The organism is Nonomuraea sp. B19D2 (assembly GCF_040137845.1).
Lineage (GTDB): Bacteria > Actinomycetota > Actinomycetes > Streptosporangiales > Streptosporangiaceae > Nonomuraea.
The window spans coordinates 24,238-38,451 of sequence record NZ_JBEFAK010000070.1 but is presented as its reverse complement, the minus strand read 5'-3'; the positions used below and the strand labels follow the sequence as shown (position 1 = coordinate 38,451).

Sequence of the window (14,214 nt, the reverse complement as noted above, 5' to 3'; positions counted from 1 at the left end):
GATCGAACGGGTGCCCAGCATCGCCGCCCGCTGGTCCGCGCCCACCCGGTCAACCCCGGGCAGGCCATGCAGGAAAGCTCGCAACGCCGTCTCCGAAGACGTCACGTCCGCGAGCGAGGTAGTCACAACGCTCATCGCGATCGGGTCTTTCTCGTGCGTGAGGGGGCCGGCCATCCGCCCGGCGGGGCGGTGGAGGCGCGTTCGATCAGCTTGGTGTCCAGGACGATGCGGCTGGCGCTGCCGCCGCTCTCCTCGTGGTCCAGCCGGCGCAGCAGCAGCCGCATGGCGAGCACGCCCTGCTCGAACATCGGCCGGTCGATGACGGTCAGGGGCGGCTTGAGCAGCGGGCCGGTGTCCAGGTCGTCGAAGCCGATCAGGCTGATCTGGCCGGGGATGTCGATCCGCATGTCGTGCAGCGCCTTGAGCACGCCCAGCGTCATGAGGTTGTTGGCGGCGAAGATGGCGGTGGGCGGCTCGGGAAGCGACAGCAGGGACAGCGTGAGCTGGTAGCCGCTGTGCTCCTTGAAGTCGCCGACCAGGTCGTACTCGGGCGGCACCTCGATGCCCGCCTTGGCGAGCGTGCCGACGAACCCCTCGCGCCGCAGCCGCCCGGGGGTGGTGTCCAGGGTGCCGCTGATCGCGGCCACCCGGGTGTGCCCGAGGGCGAGCAGGTGCTCGGCCGCCTGCCTGCCGCCGCCGTCGTTGTCGACCAGCACGGCGTCGAACCGCTCGCCGCCCGCCAGATCGCGGTCCACGAACACCAGGGGCACGTCGGCGTCGTGCACGTGCAGCGGGGTCTCGTCCTGCTCGGTGGCGGGGGCGAGGATGATGCCGTCGACCCTGCGCACCATGTCCGCCAGCACGTCGTCCTCCTGCTCGCTGCTCTCGTCGCTGTTGGCGAGCAGGATGCGGTAGGGCTCCGTACGCGTGACGGACTCCATGCCCTTGACCACCGCGGCGAAGTACGGATTCGTGATGTCCGGGACGACGACGCCGATCGTGTTGGTGCGCCCGGACTTCAGCGACTGCGCCGCGGCACTCGGCCAGTAGCCCAGCTCGTCGATGGCGGCCTGGACCGCCTCGTACGAGCGCACCCGCTGGCCCCGCAGGAAGCGCGAGACCGTGGCGGGAGAGACCCCCGCGCGAGCTGCCACGTCATGGATGGTGACCACGTGAGCTCCAAACTGAAATCGATGTCAGTGATGATGGCAGGATGTGGCCACGGAGTGTCAATGCCATGTTTCCAACTCGTTACACATCCGGGCATTTTCCCAACATAAGTCCATGATCGACCCCACAATTGAGGATGGCTGACTGAAACCGTTATCAGTAACGGGAGGGCCGTACCTTTGCAGCATGAGAAGTGACGTGCTCGACCATCTCGTCTACGCCACCCCGCACCTGGAGGAGACCGTCCTGGAGTTCGGTCGCCGTACGGGGGTGCGTCCCGCCGAAGGCGGCCGGCACAAGGGGATGGGCACCCGGAACCACCTGGTGGGCCTGGGCGGACAGCGGTATCTGGAGATCATCGGGCCGGATCCTGAGCAGGGGGTGGCGCCCCAGTGGTTCGGGCTCGCGGAGCTCACCGAGCCGAGGCTGGTGGCCTGGTGCGTACGGCCGGCCGACCTGGACGCCACCATCGCCGCGGCCCGGGCGCAGGGCTACGACCCCGGTCCCGCGAGGGAGATGTCGCGGCGCACGCCGGACGGCGACGTGCTCCAGTGGCGGTTGACGGCGCATCTCGGTGACCCGGTGGTGCCGTTCCTGATCTCCTGGGGCGCGACGAAGCACCCGGGCGAGCGTGGACTGCCCGAGGTGGCGCTGGAGTCGTTCACCGCGGGCCACCCGGAGCCGGACGCCGTGCGCGGGCAGCTCGACGCGCTGGGGGTCGAGCTGGACGTGGTGCGCGAGGACGAACCCGTGCTGACGGCCCGGCTGGGCGGGGTCGTGCTCAGCTGATCCGGCTCCGCGCTGCCCGGCACCGTCGGCACTTCAATGGAGGAGGCGGCTGCGGAGCCCGAAGACCAGTTCCTCATGCACCCCGAGCTTGTCCATCACGTAGCCCTGCACGGATCCATGGGCGGCCGTCAGGTCGGACAGGAACAGCCGCATGATTTCAGCGGGGGCTCGTCCATAACCGGGCCACTTCAGCTCGCGGCCCGGGTTGGCGGCCCGCCAGTCGGCGATCAAACGGCCGGTGGCCAGCTCAGTGAGCGCGAAGTTCTCGACGATGTCGTCTTCCGGCACCTCCAGCAGGGACAGCACAAGTGCGGCCACCAGTCCGGTGCGGTCCTTGCCCGAGGCGCAGTGGAACACCAGAGGCTCGTCCGCGGAGGCGATGACCTCCAGGGTCCGCCGCAGCTCCTCGACCCCGTCGAGGGCGACCTCGGCGTAGCGATCGGCCAGGAAGCGCCACGGCGCGACGTCCGGATCGATCTCCGCCTGGTCGTATGGCCGGTGCTCGATGCTGAAATTGTGATAGGCCACTCCGTCGTGGTGGGGCACCCGCCCCTTGGCCTCGATCTCCCAGGGGTAGCGCAGGTCGATCACCGTGCGCACGCCCAGGGCGCGGAAACGATCCCAGTCCCCGCCCCGCAGCTTGGCCAGCGAATCGGATCTGAACAGCCGGCCCCACCGCACCGTTCGGCCGTCGGCGCTCCGGTAGCCGCCCAGATCCCGGAAGTTGTGCAGGTGCTCGAACGCGATATGTCTTCTCATGCGAGTCACCCTAAGGCCGACGAATCCGGCTCAGTCCTCCCGAGCCGGCATGCGGAGGACGAACCGGGCGCCGGTGTGGGAATCCTCGATGGCGAGAGTGCCGGAGTGGGCCTTCGCGATCTCGCGGGCGATGGGCAGGCCGAGGCCGGAGCCGCCGGCGTCGCGGCTGCGTGAGTCGTCCAGGCGGGTGAATCTCTGGAAGACCACTTCGCGCTGGTCGTGCGCGATGCCCGCGCCGTCGTCGAGGACCTCCAGCACCGCCTCGCCGCCCTGCTGCCGCACCGTCACGATGACGTGCGTCTCGGCGTGCCGTTCGGCGTTGTCCAGCAGGTTCGTCAGCAGGCGGGCCAGCTGCAGCCGGTCGGCCGTGACGACCACACCCGATTGCAGGTTGGGGACGACACGTTTGCTGCGCGGCCTGGCGATCTCGGCGGCGGCCAGCTCGCCGAGGTCCACGGGCTCGCGGCGGTCCGGGGCGCCGGCGTCCAGCTTGGTCAGCGTGAGCAGGTTGGTGACGATGGCCTGGAGCCGGTTCAGGCTGGAGAGCACCTCGTTGCCCGTCTCCCGCCAGTCGGTGTCCTCGGGATGGAGGAGGGCCTCCTCGACCTGGGCGCGCATCGCGGTGATCGGGCTGCGCAGGTCATGCGAGGCGTCGCCGGCGAACCTGCGCTGCTGCTCGATCGCGGCCTCCTGCCGCTCCATCGCCGCCTCCAGCTGCTCGAGCGTTTGGTTGGCGGTCTCGGCCAGGGCCCTGATCTCGTCGTCGTTGTCCGGCACCGGGACGCGCATCCCGCCGCCCCCTGCGGTGATCTCGGCCAGCTTCTTCCTGATGCTGTCGACGGGCGCGAGCGTCCTGGCCACGACGCGGGACACCCCGAACCAGGTCAGCGCCACCAGCAGCGCCGTCACGCAGATCTGAAAAATGATCACTTGCGGGCGGACGTACCACGGCACCGCCCGGTCGAAGGCGTAGATGATCCACGCGCCGTCCGACTGGTAGGCGTGCATGGCGACCGCGATCTCGCACCGGCCGGGAAACGCGCGCAGGTCGCAGAGCTCCGCGGCGTCGTTGGCCCGGTTCCGGCGGGGGATCGCCTTCGTCAACGGGGGCATGCCGGCCAGGTTCGGCGTCGAGGCGACCACGCGCCCGGCCGGGTCGACCACCTGGATGCCGTCGAGGTCATCGGAGATCACCCGCTGGGGCAGCTGGTTCCGCTTGACCATGAGCAGCACCCGCAGCGCCTTGCTGGACATCTCCTGCGCCTCGGCGTCGACGACCTCGTTGCGCAGGCCGTACAGCACAAAGACGCTGACGACGATGTTCAGCAGCAACATGGCGATGCTGGCGAACAGTGCCAGCCGTATCCGCAGCGACCGGCGCAACAGTGTGCTCACGCGCCTTCCCCCGGCACTCAGGGGATCACATTCACCGCGTTCGCCGCTAATCCAGGGAGATTCTCCGACAAGGTCGGCAAACCATCCTCTGTCCCACCGATCCGATGGTGCGCCGCCTGACTCTGAGTCGTCCTGCCGATCGCCGGGCCGCGGAGGACCGCGTCGAGCGTCAGGGCGACACGTTGTCCAACTGCTCGAGGAGGCGGTTGGAGATCTGCGCGAGCATGGCGAGTTCGTCCGGGCTGAGGGCGTCGATGACCAGGCGCCGGACCGTGGCGACATGCTGGGGGGCGGCGGCTTCGATGGCTTTGCGGCCGACGGGCGTCAGGACGACGAAGGCCGCACGTCCGTCCTCGGCGCACTGCTCCCTGGCCACCAGGCCGCGTTTGATCATCCGGGCGATGTGGTGGGACAGGCGGGTTTGCTCCCAGTCCACCGTGCTGGCCAGGTCCTGGAATCGCTGCCTGCCGTCCGGGGTGTCGGTGAGGGCGACGAGGATCTCATAGTCGGCGCCGGACAGCTTGGAGTGCGCCTGCAGTTCGCGGCTCAGCCTGGCCGTGACCTTCTGATGCATGCGGACAAAGGCGCGCCAGGCCTGCTGCTCTGCCGGGCTGAGCCACTGGGGCGTCTCGTTCATATGCCCAGAGTCTACCCGGACTCTTGACATGTCATGTGTTCCGGATACAGTACATGACACATCAATTGATGTGTCATGTACCTCCGCGATCTGTGCGGGTGCAGGGCACCGGCAGTAAAGGAGAAGCTGTGGCGGACAAGAAAGTGATCGCAGTGGTGGGCGCGACCGGAGCGCAAGGCGGCGGGCTGGCGAGAGCGATCTTGGCGGATGACGGCGGTGCGTTCGCGGTTCGTGCGCTGACCCGTAACCGGGCCTCGGACAAGGCGCGGGAGCTGGCCGCCGAGGGGGCCGAGGTGATCGAGGCCGACATCAGGGACGAGGCGCGGCTGACAGAGGCGTTCCACGGGGCCTACGGCGCGTACCTGGTGACCAACTTCTGGGAACACATGTCGCCGGAGCAGGAGAAGCAGGACGCCGCGACGATGGCGCGGGCGGCCAGGAACGCCGGGCTGCGCCACGTGATCTGGTCGACGCTGGATGACACCCGCGACCACGTCCCCCTCGACGACGAGCGCATGCCGACGCTGATGGGCCACTACAAAGTGCCGCACTTCGACGCCAAGGCCGAGGCCGACCGGTTCTACGTCGACGCCGGGGTGCCGACCACGTTCCTGCGGACCACGTTCTACTGGGAGAGCCTCCTGGGCCCCATGGCGCCGAAACGGGGCGAGGACGGGCGGCTCGTTCTCGCTCTGCCGATGGCCGACAGCAAGCTGGCCGGCATCGCGTCCGACGACATCGGCAAGACCGCCTACGGCATCTTCAAGCGTGGCGGGGAGCTCGTCGGCCGGACCGTGAGCATCGCCGGTGAGCACCTGACCGGCGCGGAGATGGCCGCCCACCTCAGCAAGGCACTGGGCGAAGAGGTGGGCTACGTGCCGGTGCCGTTCGACGCGATGCGCGCGCAGCCCTGGCCCGGCGCCGCCGAGACGGGGAACATGTTCCAGTTCTATGCGCAGGTGCCGCAGTTCGTCGCCGACCGTGACCTGGACGTCGTCCGCGGCCTCAACCCGGAACTGCAGGACTTCGAGCGGTGGCTGGCGGCGCACAAGACCGCCTTCGCCGGCATCTGACCACGACCCCGGTCATCTCCCATCCGCATCCATCCCCCAAGATTTCTGGAAGTCGTTGTGAACATCGTTCTGTGGGTCGTCGCCGCCCTGCTCGCCGTCGTGTTCCTCGGCGCCGGTGGCACGAAACTGGCGCAGTCGAAGGAGAAGCTCATCGCTTCGCCGAACATGGCCTGGGCCGAGGACTTCCCGCCCGGCGCGCTCAAGACGATCGGCGCGCTGGAGGTGCTGGGCGCGATCGGGCTGATCGTGCCCCCGGCGCTGGGCATCGTCGCGGTGCTCGCGCCGCTGGCCGCCACGGGGCTGGCGGTGACGATGGCCGGTGCCATCCGCACGCATGCCCGGCGCGGGGAGACCCAGCCGATCGTGATCAACCTGATGTTGCTCGCGCTGGCCCTGTTCGTGGCCTGGGGACGTTTCGGCCCGTACCCCTTCACCTGATCAGCACGGAGATCCCCGCCCCGGCGGCATCGACACGACAGCGCCCCCGGACTTCCGGGGCCATGACTTGGCGTTGTTGTTGAATGTAAAACTAGATTGCGTGGGAGGTGGTCTTGGTGAGCAACGTGGAAGCCGAGCCCGTCGAAGTGAGATGTGGAGAGCCGGTGGACGACGGGCGGCCGACGGAGGCGCCCTCGGTCGACGTGCTCTCCGCGCGGAAGGTGCCTCTGGGCGGGCCGCGGGCGATGTCCGTGCGGCGGACGCTGCCACAGCGGACCCGGACGTTGATCGGAGCCTGGTGCTTCGCCGATCACTACGGCCCCGACGACGTCGCCCGGACGGGCGGCATGGAGGTCGCCCCGCATCCGCACACCGGACTGCAGACGGTGAGCTGGCTCTTCAGCGGGGAGGTCGAACACCGCGACAGTCTGGGCAGTCACGCCTTCATCCGGCCCGGTGAGCTGAACCTCATGACGGGCGGGTACGGCATCAGCCACTCGGAGGTCTCCACCCCGCGCACCACCGTCCTGCACGGCGTCCAGTTGTGGGTGGCACTGCCCGAAGAGCACCGCGACGCCGAACGGGACTTCCAGCACCACGTACCCGAACCCGTGCACATCGACGGGGCCGAGGTCAGGGTGTTCCTCGGCTCGCTGGCCGGAAACGTCTCCCCTGTGCGGACCTTCACGCCGCTGATCGGCGCCGAGATCACCCTCCAACCACGCGCGGCGATCACACTCGCCGTGGACACCACCTTCGAGCACGGCCTTCTCGTGGACAGCGGGCACGTCCGCGTAGCCGGCACCCTGCTGCGCCCGGCCGAACTCGGCTATGTCCGCCCCGGCATCGACGCCCTGGAGCTGACGAACGCCTCGGACGGCCCGGCGCGGGCGATCCTGCTCGGCGGCACTCCGTTCAAGGAGGAGATCGTCATGTGGTGGAACTTCATCGGCCGCACTCATGAGGACATCGTCCGGGCCCGAGAGGACTGGGAGGCCTCCTCTGACCGTTTCGGCGTCGTTGCCGGATATCCGGGGGACCGCCTTCCCGCGCCCGCCCTGCCCAACGCCACCATCAAGCCGCGCGGGAACCCTCCTCTTTCCCGGCTCCGCCCGAAAGGCACTCCATGAGCCAGCCGTCTGCCGCTCCGATCAACGAAACGTGAGGGCGGCGGTGGCGGTGCCTGTGGTCGGCAGGCACGTCTGTTCATAGGGAGGCCGCCGCTCCATCCGGGTGTGGCGATATCAGGCGGTGCGGTGGGGTGACGTCGGGTGTGCCGCGGCCGCGTTCGTGTGGGTGCGGGCGCGGGCGATGGTGTGCCCACGTTCGGTGTTCGGGAAGGGTCGAGTCTGGCGTGGACCTCGTTGGCGTCCACGTCGGCGCCGAAGAGTTCGGTGCCTGGTTCGAAGCGGATGCCTTCGGCGAGGGGACCGGCGCTGACGGGGTCGAAGCCGAGCTTGTCGACGAGGGCGGCCACAGTGGCGAGGTCGGCGGGGTCGTCGCCGGCGATGGCGATGGCGGTGCGTCCGGGCTGCCCGGCCGGGCGGGCTTTGTCTTCCAGGTCGTGGTACCCGAGGTGGTTGAGCGCCTTGACGACGCGGGAGCCGGGAAGGAACGCCTGGACGGTCTCGCTGGAGGAGGTGCGGGGGTCGGTGAGGTCGTCGCGGATGCCGTCGACCTCCCACCAGTAGTTCATGGCGTCGATGACGAGCTTGCCGTGCAGCGCTTCCGCGGGAATGCCGCGGTACTTGCCGAGCGGGAGGGCGAGGATGACGATGTCGGCGCGGGCGGCGGCGTCGGCGGTGGTGGCGACAGCTCCGGGGGTGAGCACGTCGATGCGGGCGACGGTCTGCGGTGAGCCGATGTAGAGGGAGCCGTGCTCAACCTCGGCGTCGAACTCCTCGCGGCGGACCGGCGGCCATCCGCGCAGGGCGCCGATGCGGTCGCGGATGACCCGGTAACGCGGCCAGAACACTTCCTTGGCCTCTTCGTCGGTGTCGGCGATGAAGCCCGGGGAGTGCATGCCGACCGGATGCGCGGTCGTGCCGAACTCTTCGGCGGCTCGCCGGTACAGGTCGAGGTAGGGCGCGAAGCGCTGGGGCGGGCCGCCGATGATGGCCAGCATGAGCGGCAGGCCGTACCGCGCGGTGCGGATGACCGACTGCGGCGAGCCGCCGACTCCTACCCAGGTGGTCAGGTGCCCCGACTCGGTCTTGGGGAAGACGTCGGCGTGCTCGAGCGGGGCACGCATGGTGCCGCTCCAGGTCACCGGCTTCTCGTCGAGCAGCTTCACGAAGAGCTCGAGCTTCTCCTCGAAGAGCGTGTCGTAGTCGCGCAGGTCATAGCCGAACAGCGGGAAGGATTCGGTGAACGAGCCCCGGCCGAGGATCACCTCGGCGCGGCCGCGTGACAGCGCGTCCACTGTGGCGAAGCGCTGGAACACCCGGACCGGGTCGTCCGAGCTCAGCACCGTCACGCCGGAGGCCAGCCGGATGCGCGAGGTGCGTGAGGCGATGCCGGCGAGCACGGTCTCCGGGGTGGATATCGAGTACTCCGGCCGGTGGTGCTCGCCGAGGGCGACGACGTCGACGCCGAGTTCGTCCGCCAGCACCGCCTCGTCGACGACCTGGCGGATGGCGGCGGCATGGGACATGAGCGATCCGGAGTCGTCCTCCGGCACGTCGCCGAAGGTGTCGAGGCCGAACACGAGATCAGACATGGGTGGGCCCCTCGGTGAGCAGTTCCTGGAAAAGGTCGTGCGCGTACTTGCTCGTTCCGCCGGCCGCGTCCGCCGTCCCAGAAGTACATCGTGGTGCGGTCGGCGGGCCGTCAAAGCTCTCCCCATGACGTGGCTGGCACCGCCGTGGCAGCAGCGCTCTTGCGGCCACCGCCCGCGTCACATGACACGTCAGGTGACGTGTCATGTACTTTAGCTCGAAAGGTGCATGACGTGTCAAGTGGATCTGGCCCCTGGCCGCGGCAAGGGCGCAGCGCGACCCTGGTCAGGTGGTCAAGGAGGAGCGGTCGGGGCGCGCATGCGCGAAGCCACGGCGGAGGGCGGTCACGGCCCGGTCGTACCGTCGATGGCATCCGAGAGCGCGGCGGCCAGCTCGATGAGGTCCGTCCGGATCACCTGCTCGCGCAGGATGAAGTCGTGCTGCCGACCGACCACGGACACGGCCGCGCGGATGTGTCCGCCGGCGTCGCGGACGGGGACGGCGTACTCGGTCACGCCGTGTTCGAACTCGCCGTGGGCCACGATGAAGCCGTTGCGGCGGTCGCGGTCGTTGGCGGCGACGAGCTCCTCGACGGAACGTGCAGCGTTGGGTCCGCCGACGCCGATCAGCTCGTAGTCGTTCAGGAGCGCGGTGATCTCCTGGACGGTGTGGTCGACGAGGAGCGCGCGCCCCGCGCCGGTGCACCAGCAGGGGGTGACCAGGCTCGCCTGAGTGAGCCACTGCGGCGCGACCCCGGCGGCGGACTCGGCGCGAAGCAGCCGGACCTGGACGCCGTCGCGCACGGAGAGACGGGCGCTGGCGTCGTGGGCGACGGCGAGCCGGCGCAGGAGTGCCCGGCTGCGGCGGAGCAGGCCCGGGTTCAGCGACGCGGCCACGGAGAAGAACTCGCCTGCGACGCGCAGTGTGGCGTCCTCGCGGCGTTCCAGGAAGCCCTTCTCGCACAGATCCTGCGTGGTCCGTGACGCCTTGCTGCGCTCGATGCCGACCTCGTCAGCGAGCCTGCTGACGTTGAAGCCGGCCCGCCCGGAGGCCTCACGCTCCAGCACGGCATTGACGACCCGCAGTGCCATCCGCAGGGACGAGGCCGACCACTTGGCCGCAGGGCCGGGAGCGGGCGCGTTCATGGTCATCTCCACCACTATAGCGAGGGCGGTCTTCGCAGGGACTCCGGCAGCCGTACGGCTGCCGGAGCCGGGATCCGGATCTCGGTTCAGCTCGAGTGGTGCAGGGCGAAGACGCGTGCCGGGAAGCCGGAACCGCCCTGCGGCTTGGGCCAGGTGGCGACGATCAGCGCGCCGGCTTCCGGGACCTGGTCGAGGTTGGTCATCAGCTCGATCTGCCAGCGGTCCCGTTCCAGCACGTAGCTCTCCAGGCTGAAGTCACCGGCGGAGGTGGCCAGTCCGGGGTCGGTGTCGGTCTGCTCGTGCCCGATCGCGGTGACGCCTGCCTCCTCGAAGAGATAGCGCAGGACCTCGGCCGACCATCCCGGGTAGTGGCTCACGCCCGCGTCGTCCTTGTTCGCCATCGCGGCAGCGTCGGGCCAGCGGCGGCTCCAGTCGCTGCGCAGGGCGACGAACGCCCCCGTCGGCACGGCGCCGTGGCGCGCCTCCCAGGCGGCCACGTCCGCCAGCGCCGGCACGGCGTCCGGGTCGGTCGCCACGCGCGCGCTGATGTCGAGGACGACGAGGGGCAGGATCATCTCCTCCACGGGTATCTCGTCCAGGGGCCGCCCTCCGGCGACGAAGTGCACCGGCGGGTCGACGTGGGTGCCCCACTGGCCGACGATGGTGTAGCGATGCACGTTGAAGCCGTCGCCGCGGGACATGTCGAAGGGCATCTCGCGCTTCTCGTCCGGGAAGGCGGGGAAGTGCGGCTGTCCCGGGTGGAAGGCGTGCGTGAGGTCGGTGCGGACGGTCTTGTCGATCAATTCCCGGTGCAGGGCCCACAGCGGGGGTACCACGGCGGCGGCGGTCGTGGCCGGGTTCAGGGTCATGGTTCGTCAGTCCTCTCTTTCCGGGCGGTCTCAGGGCTCCCGTCCCGGAACAGCAGGCGGATCAGTTCAACGGGCGTGGTGGACGCAGGTCGGCCTCAAACGGCCGCGCGGGAGGACCGGCGGCCGTGCCGCAGCCAGTGGTAGAGGTAGCAGGCCACGACGAACGGGACGCCGAAGTACAGGGCGGTTGCCTGCGCCGGGTCCAGCGCGATGCCGACGAGCGAGACGGCGCACAGGGTGAAGGCCAGGATCGGGACGACCGGGTAGAAGGGTGTCCGGTAGGCCAGGGTCCGCACGTCCCCGCCCTCGCGCACGAAGGCCCGCCGGTGGAAGAACTGCGCGGCGGCGATGGACATCCACACCCCGACGACGGCGAACCCGGCGATCGACACCAGCACCAGGTACACGGTTTCGGGTGCCGCAACGCTGCTCAGCAGCGAGGCGAGGCCGCCGAGCATGCTCACCGACAACGCGATCAGGGGGATGCCCCGCTTGCTCAGCCGGCGCAGGGCCTGCGGGGCCTGCTTCTCCTCCGCGAGCGAGAACAACATGCGGGCACAGGAGTACAGGCCGCTGTTGCCGGCCGACAGCAGCGCCGTGATGATCACGAAGTTCATGACGTCGGCCGCGTACGGGATGCCGACGGCGGAGAAGACGGTGACGAAGGGACTCTCGTCCAGCCCGACCTTGTCGTACGGGATGGTCGCGGCGATGACCATGATCGCCCCGACGAAGAAGATCAGCAGCCGCGCCACGGTGACCCGCAGGGCCTTGGGCACGGCCCTCGACGGGTCCTCGGTCTCGCCGGCGGCGACCCCGATCAGCTCGGAACCGGAGAAAGCGTAGAACGCGGCCAGGACGGTGACGAGGACGCCCGAGAAGCCGTGCGGGAACAGGCCGTGCGGGGTGCTGAAGTTCTCCAGCAGGAAGGGGTGGTGTGAGCCGCTCGGGGCCAGCGGGTGGAAGCCGGCCAGGGCGGCTCCGCCCAGCACGATGAGCGCGACCACGGCGATGACCTTGACCAGGGAGAACCAGTACTCGGTCTCGCCGAAGAACCGGGCCGAGAAGGCGTTCACCCCGAAGACGACGGCGGCGAAGACCAGGCACCAGATCCAGACGCTGACGTCGGGGAACCAGCGCCGCATCAGCAGCCCGCAGGCGGTGAACTCGGACCCGAGGGCGACGGCCCAGGTCAGCCAGTAAAGCCAGGCGGTGGTGAAGCCGGTCGCGGGGCTGATCGACCGGGACGCATAGATGTGGAAGGCTCCCGAGACCGGGTAGGCGACCGCGAGTTCACCGAGGCAGGCCATGACGAGCCAGACCACGAACGCGCCGACGAGGTAGGACAGGACGGCGCCGAGTGGGCCGGCCTGGGAGACGGTGTAGCCGGAACTGAGGAACAGCCCGGAGCCGATGACGCCGCCCATCGCGATCATTATGAGATGGCGGGATCTCATGGAGCGGCGCAAGCCGTCGCCGGACGGCTGGGGAGTGGATCCTGCGGATGTCTGAGGGTGTTCCGGTACGGCTGAGACTGACATGGCGGTGTCCTTGGGGGGAGGCAGGCAGGGCGGGGAATGGCAGGACATGGCGGGGTGGGTGGGGCCACTTTCAGCGGGTGTCGATGTGCGCGGGGGTGAGTACGCACGGCGCGGGGGTGAGTGCGCACGGCGCGGGGGTGAGTGCGCACGGCGCGGGGGTGAGTGCGCACGGCGCGGGGGTGAGTGCGCTCGGTGGGAGTGGCCGGCTCCGTGCGGCGGGTCGTAAGGGCGGCGGTCTGGGCTGTCAGGCCCGCGAGATCAATTCCAGCGGGGCGGAGAGTTCGACGACTGGAACCTCCCACGGGTGGGCGTCCGTGATGCGGGTCAGGACGTGCGAAAGCTCGTCGTCGTCCATCGAGGCGTCGACGTAGGTGGTGATGGCGAGGGTCGAGGAGAGGAAGCGCCCGCCGACCACGCCGTGGGCGGGGCGGGCGCCGGGACGGACGGTGAAGCCCTCAACGCCCAGGCACGCCTCGAAGACGTCGCCGTACACACCGAAGTCCCCGAGTTCGGGTGCGGTCTCCAGGATGTCGAGCAGCGGCGTGAGGGTCTCGTCGGATCGTAGTGCGTCGAGCTCACCCGCCGCGGCCGAGACCAGGGTCTGCCGGGCGACCGGCCAATACACCTTGATCGTCCGGACCCATCGGCGCCGGACCGCCGGACCGGCCGGCTTCGGTGCTCGTGCTGCGGCTTCTGGCGTCGTCGTGACCATGCGCATCCATCCCCTTGACGGTCAGCGGTGTCTGCCGCGAGATGCTATTCGTGCATTAAATGCATGGCAAGATGTAAATGATGCACGCCGCAGGATGTTGCGGAGGGGAGGCGGTACAGTGCAGGCTCACGGGAGGACGCCAGGCGCCGAGGCGAGGGGGCGCGGCATAGCGGCGGAGGACTTCGTGGACTCGAGCGTGGCCAGGGGCCTGGACGCCCTCTCAGAGCTCGCCCGCCTGACGACGGGCGGCGGACACGGCCCCTTGCCGTCCGTCTCGGATCTCGCCAGGAAGCTGGGCCGCGACCGCAGCCAGCTCTCCCGCAGCCTGGGCGCCATGGCCGCGGAGCACTTCGTTCTGCGTGACGACGTCTCGGGTGGGTTCGCACCCCACTGGCGGCTCTACGCCGTCGCCCAGGAGCTCACCGCGCACCGCCTGCGCACCGACGGGCTGACAGCCCTGGAGGGCATGGCAGCCGAGACCGGCGAGAGCTGCTATCTGGGCCTCCTGGTCGGCGACACCACCGTGACCATCGCCGAACGGGTGCCGCCCGGCAGCCGGCAGCTCGGATCGTGGATCGGCCGCCCCTACCCCGCGTACTGCAGCGACTGCGGGCAGGCCCTGCTGATCGACGCCGACCACGACGAGGTGGCCGCGGTCTTCGCCCGCACCGAGTTCGTCCGGCACGGCCCCAACACGCCCACCGGCCTCGACGACTTCCTGCACCGCCTGGAGCTGACCCGCGCGCGTGGCTACTCGATCATCGATGAGGAGGCCGAGCCCGGCCTCTACTCGGTGGCCGTACCGGTGCGCGACTTCAGGGACGAGGTCGTTGCCGCCGTCCAGGTCGTCGGACCGAAGCACCGCCTCGCGCCGCGAACACAGGAGTGCGTCGCCGCCGCCCTGCGCTGGGGGCGGTACCTGGAGACCGCCCTACGCGGGGCCTGATCGCCATAGCCGTAGAGACCGCG

Annotated in this window: 13 protein-coding genes and 2 pseudogenes; 5 read left to right on the top strand and 10 right to left on the bottom strand. The window is 69.6% G+C overall.

What is annotated here, in order from left to right; translation table 11 throughout:
* A pseudogene (locus ABN273_RS54725) lies at positions 1-135 on the bottom strand (deoxyribose-phosphate aldolase); the annotation flags it as partial.
* The gene (locus ABN273_RS54720; protein WP_502911319.1) at positions 132-1,172 is read right to left on the bottom strand and encodes a LacI family DNA-binding transcriptional regulator; all 1,041 of its coding nucleotides are present in this window, start codon (positions 1,170-1,172) and stop codon (positions 132-134) included. The pseudogene ABN273_RS54725 and the gene ABN273_RS54720, both read right to left, overlap by 4 nt.
* Positions 1,173-1,356: 184 nt before the next feature.
* Between ABN273_RS54720 and ABN273_RS54715 the strand changes: the two genes are divergently transcribed.
* Positions 1,357-1,959 carry a VOC family protein gene (locus ABN273_RS54715; protein WP_349457690.1) on the top strand — a complete coding sequence of 201 codons (603 nt, stop codon included), beginning with the start codon at positions 1,357-1,359 and terminating at the stop codon, positions 1,957-1,959.
* Between the two features lie 33 nt (positions 1,960-1,992).
* Here ABN273_RS54715 and ABN273_RS54710 read toward each other — a convergent pair whose 3' ends face one another.
* From ABN273_RS54710 to ABN273_RS54700, 3 genes are all read right to left on the bottom strand, one after another.
* Positions 1,993-2,718: a tyrosine-protein phosphatase gene (locus ABN273_RS54710; RefSeq protein WP_349457689.1), complete on the bottom strand. Its 726-nt coding sequence runs from the start codon at positions 2,716-2,718 to the stop codon at positions 1,993-1,995.
* A 30-nt stretch (positions 2,719-2,748) separates the two neighbouring features.
* On the bottom strand, positions 2,749-4,113 hold the full coding sequence (locus tag ABN273_RS54705) for a sensor histidine kinase (RefSeq protein ID WP_349457688.1): 1,365 nt from the start codon (positions 4,111-4,113) through the stop codon (positions 2,749-2,751).
* 169 nt (positions 4,114-4,282) lie between these two features.
* On the bottom strand, positions 4,283-4,750 hold the full coding sequence (locus ABN273_RS54700) for a MarR family winged helix-turn-helix transcriptional regulator (RefSeq protein WP_349457687.1): 468 nt from the start codon (positions 4,748-4,750) through the stop codon (positions 4,283-4,285).
* Positions 4,751-4,878: 128 nt separating this feature from the next.
* Between ABN273_RS54700 and ABN273_RS54695 the strand changes: the two genes are divergently transcribed.
* The 3 genes from ABN273_RS54695 to ABN273_RS54685 all read left to right on the top strand — a co-directional run bounded on the left by ABN273_RS54695 (position 4,879) and on the right by ABN273_RS54685 (position 7,391).
* Entirely contained in the window at positions 4,879-5,823 is a 945-nt protein-coding gene (locus ABN273_RS54695) for an NmrA/HSCARG family protein (RefSeq protein ID WP_349457686.1), read from the top strand.
* Between the two features lie 57 nt (positions 5,824-5,880).
* The gene (locus tag ABN273_RS54690) at positions 5,881-6,261 is read left to right on the top strand and encodes a DoxX family protein (protein WP_349457685.1); all 381 of its coding nucleotides are present in this window, start codon (positions 5,881-5,883) and stop codon (positions 6,259-6,261) included.
* Between the two features lie 116 nt (positions 6,262-6,377).
* Positions 6,378-7,391, top strand: a complete 1,014-nt coding sequence (locus ABN273_RS54685) for a pirin family protein (RefSeq protein WP_349457684.1) — start codon at positions 6,378-6,380, stop codon at positions 7,389-7,391.
* 569 nt (positions 7,392-7,960) lie between these two features.
* Here the strand turns inward: ABN273_RS54685 and ABN273_RS54680 are convergent.
* From ABN273_RS54680 to ABN273_RS54660, 5 genes and pseudogenes are all read right to left on the bottom strand, one after another.
* Positions 7,961-8,914 (bottom strand): annotated as a pseudogene (locus tag ABN273_RS54680) (LLM class flavin-dependent oxidoreductase); the annotation flags it as partial.
* Positions 8,915-9,322: 408 nt separating this feature from the next.
* Positions 9,323-10,129, bottom strand: coding sequence for an IclR family transcriptional regulator domain-containing protein (locus tag ABN273_RS54675; RefSeq protein WP_349457683.1), 807 nt, complete (start codon positions 10,127-10,129; stop codon positions 9,323-9,325).
* 80 nt (positions 10,130-10,209) lie between these two features.
* Positions 10,210-10,992 carry a cyclase family protein gene (locus ABN273_RS54670; RefSeq protein ID WP_349457682.1) on the bottom strand — a complete coding sequence of 261 codons (783 nt, stop codon included), beginning with the start codon at positions 10,990-10,992 and terminating at the stop codon, positions 10,210-10,212.
* 95 nt (positions 10,993-11,087) lie between these two features.
* Complete coding sequence (locus tag ABN273_RS54665) at positions 11,088-12,428, bottom strand: amino acid permease (protein ID WP_349457681.1); 1,341 nt, start codon at positions 12,426-12,428, stop codon at positions 11,088-11,090.
* Positions 12,429-12,777: 349 nt separating this feature from the next.
* A complete protein-coding gene (locus ABN273_RS54660) occupies positions 12,778-13,251 on the bottom strand; it encodes a YqfO family protein (RefSeq protein WP_349457680.1) in 474 nt (157 codons plus the stop codon).
* A 178-nt stretch (positions 13,252-13,429) separates the two neighbouring features.
* Here ABN273_RS54660 and ABN273_RS54655 point away from each other — a divergent pair, with 178 nt between their 5' ends.
* The gene (locus ABN273_RS54655; protein ID WP_349457679.1) at positions 13,430-14,191 is read left to right on the top strand and encodes an IclR family transcriptional regulator; all 762 of its coding nucleotides are present in this window, start codon (positions 13,430-13,432) and stop codon (positions 14,189-14,191) included.
* The last annotated feature ends 23 nt before the right edge of the window (positions 14,192-14,214 follow it).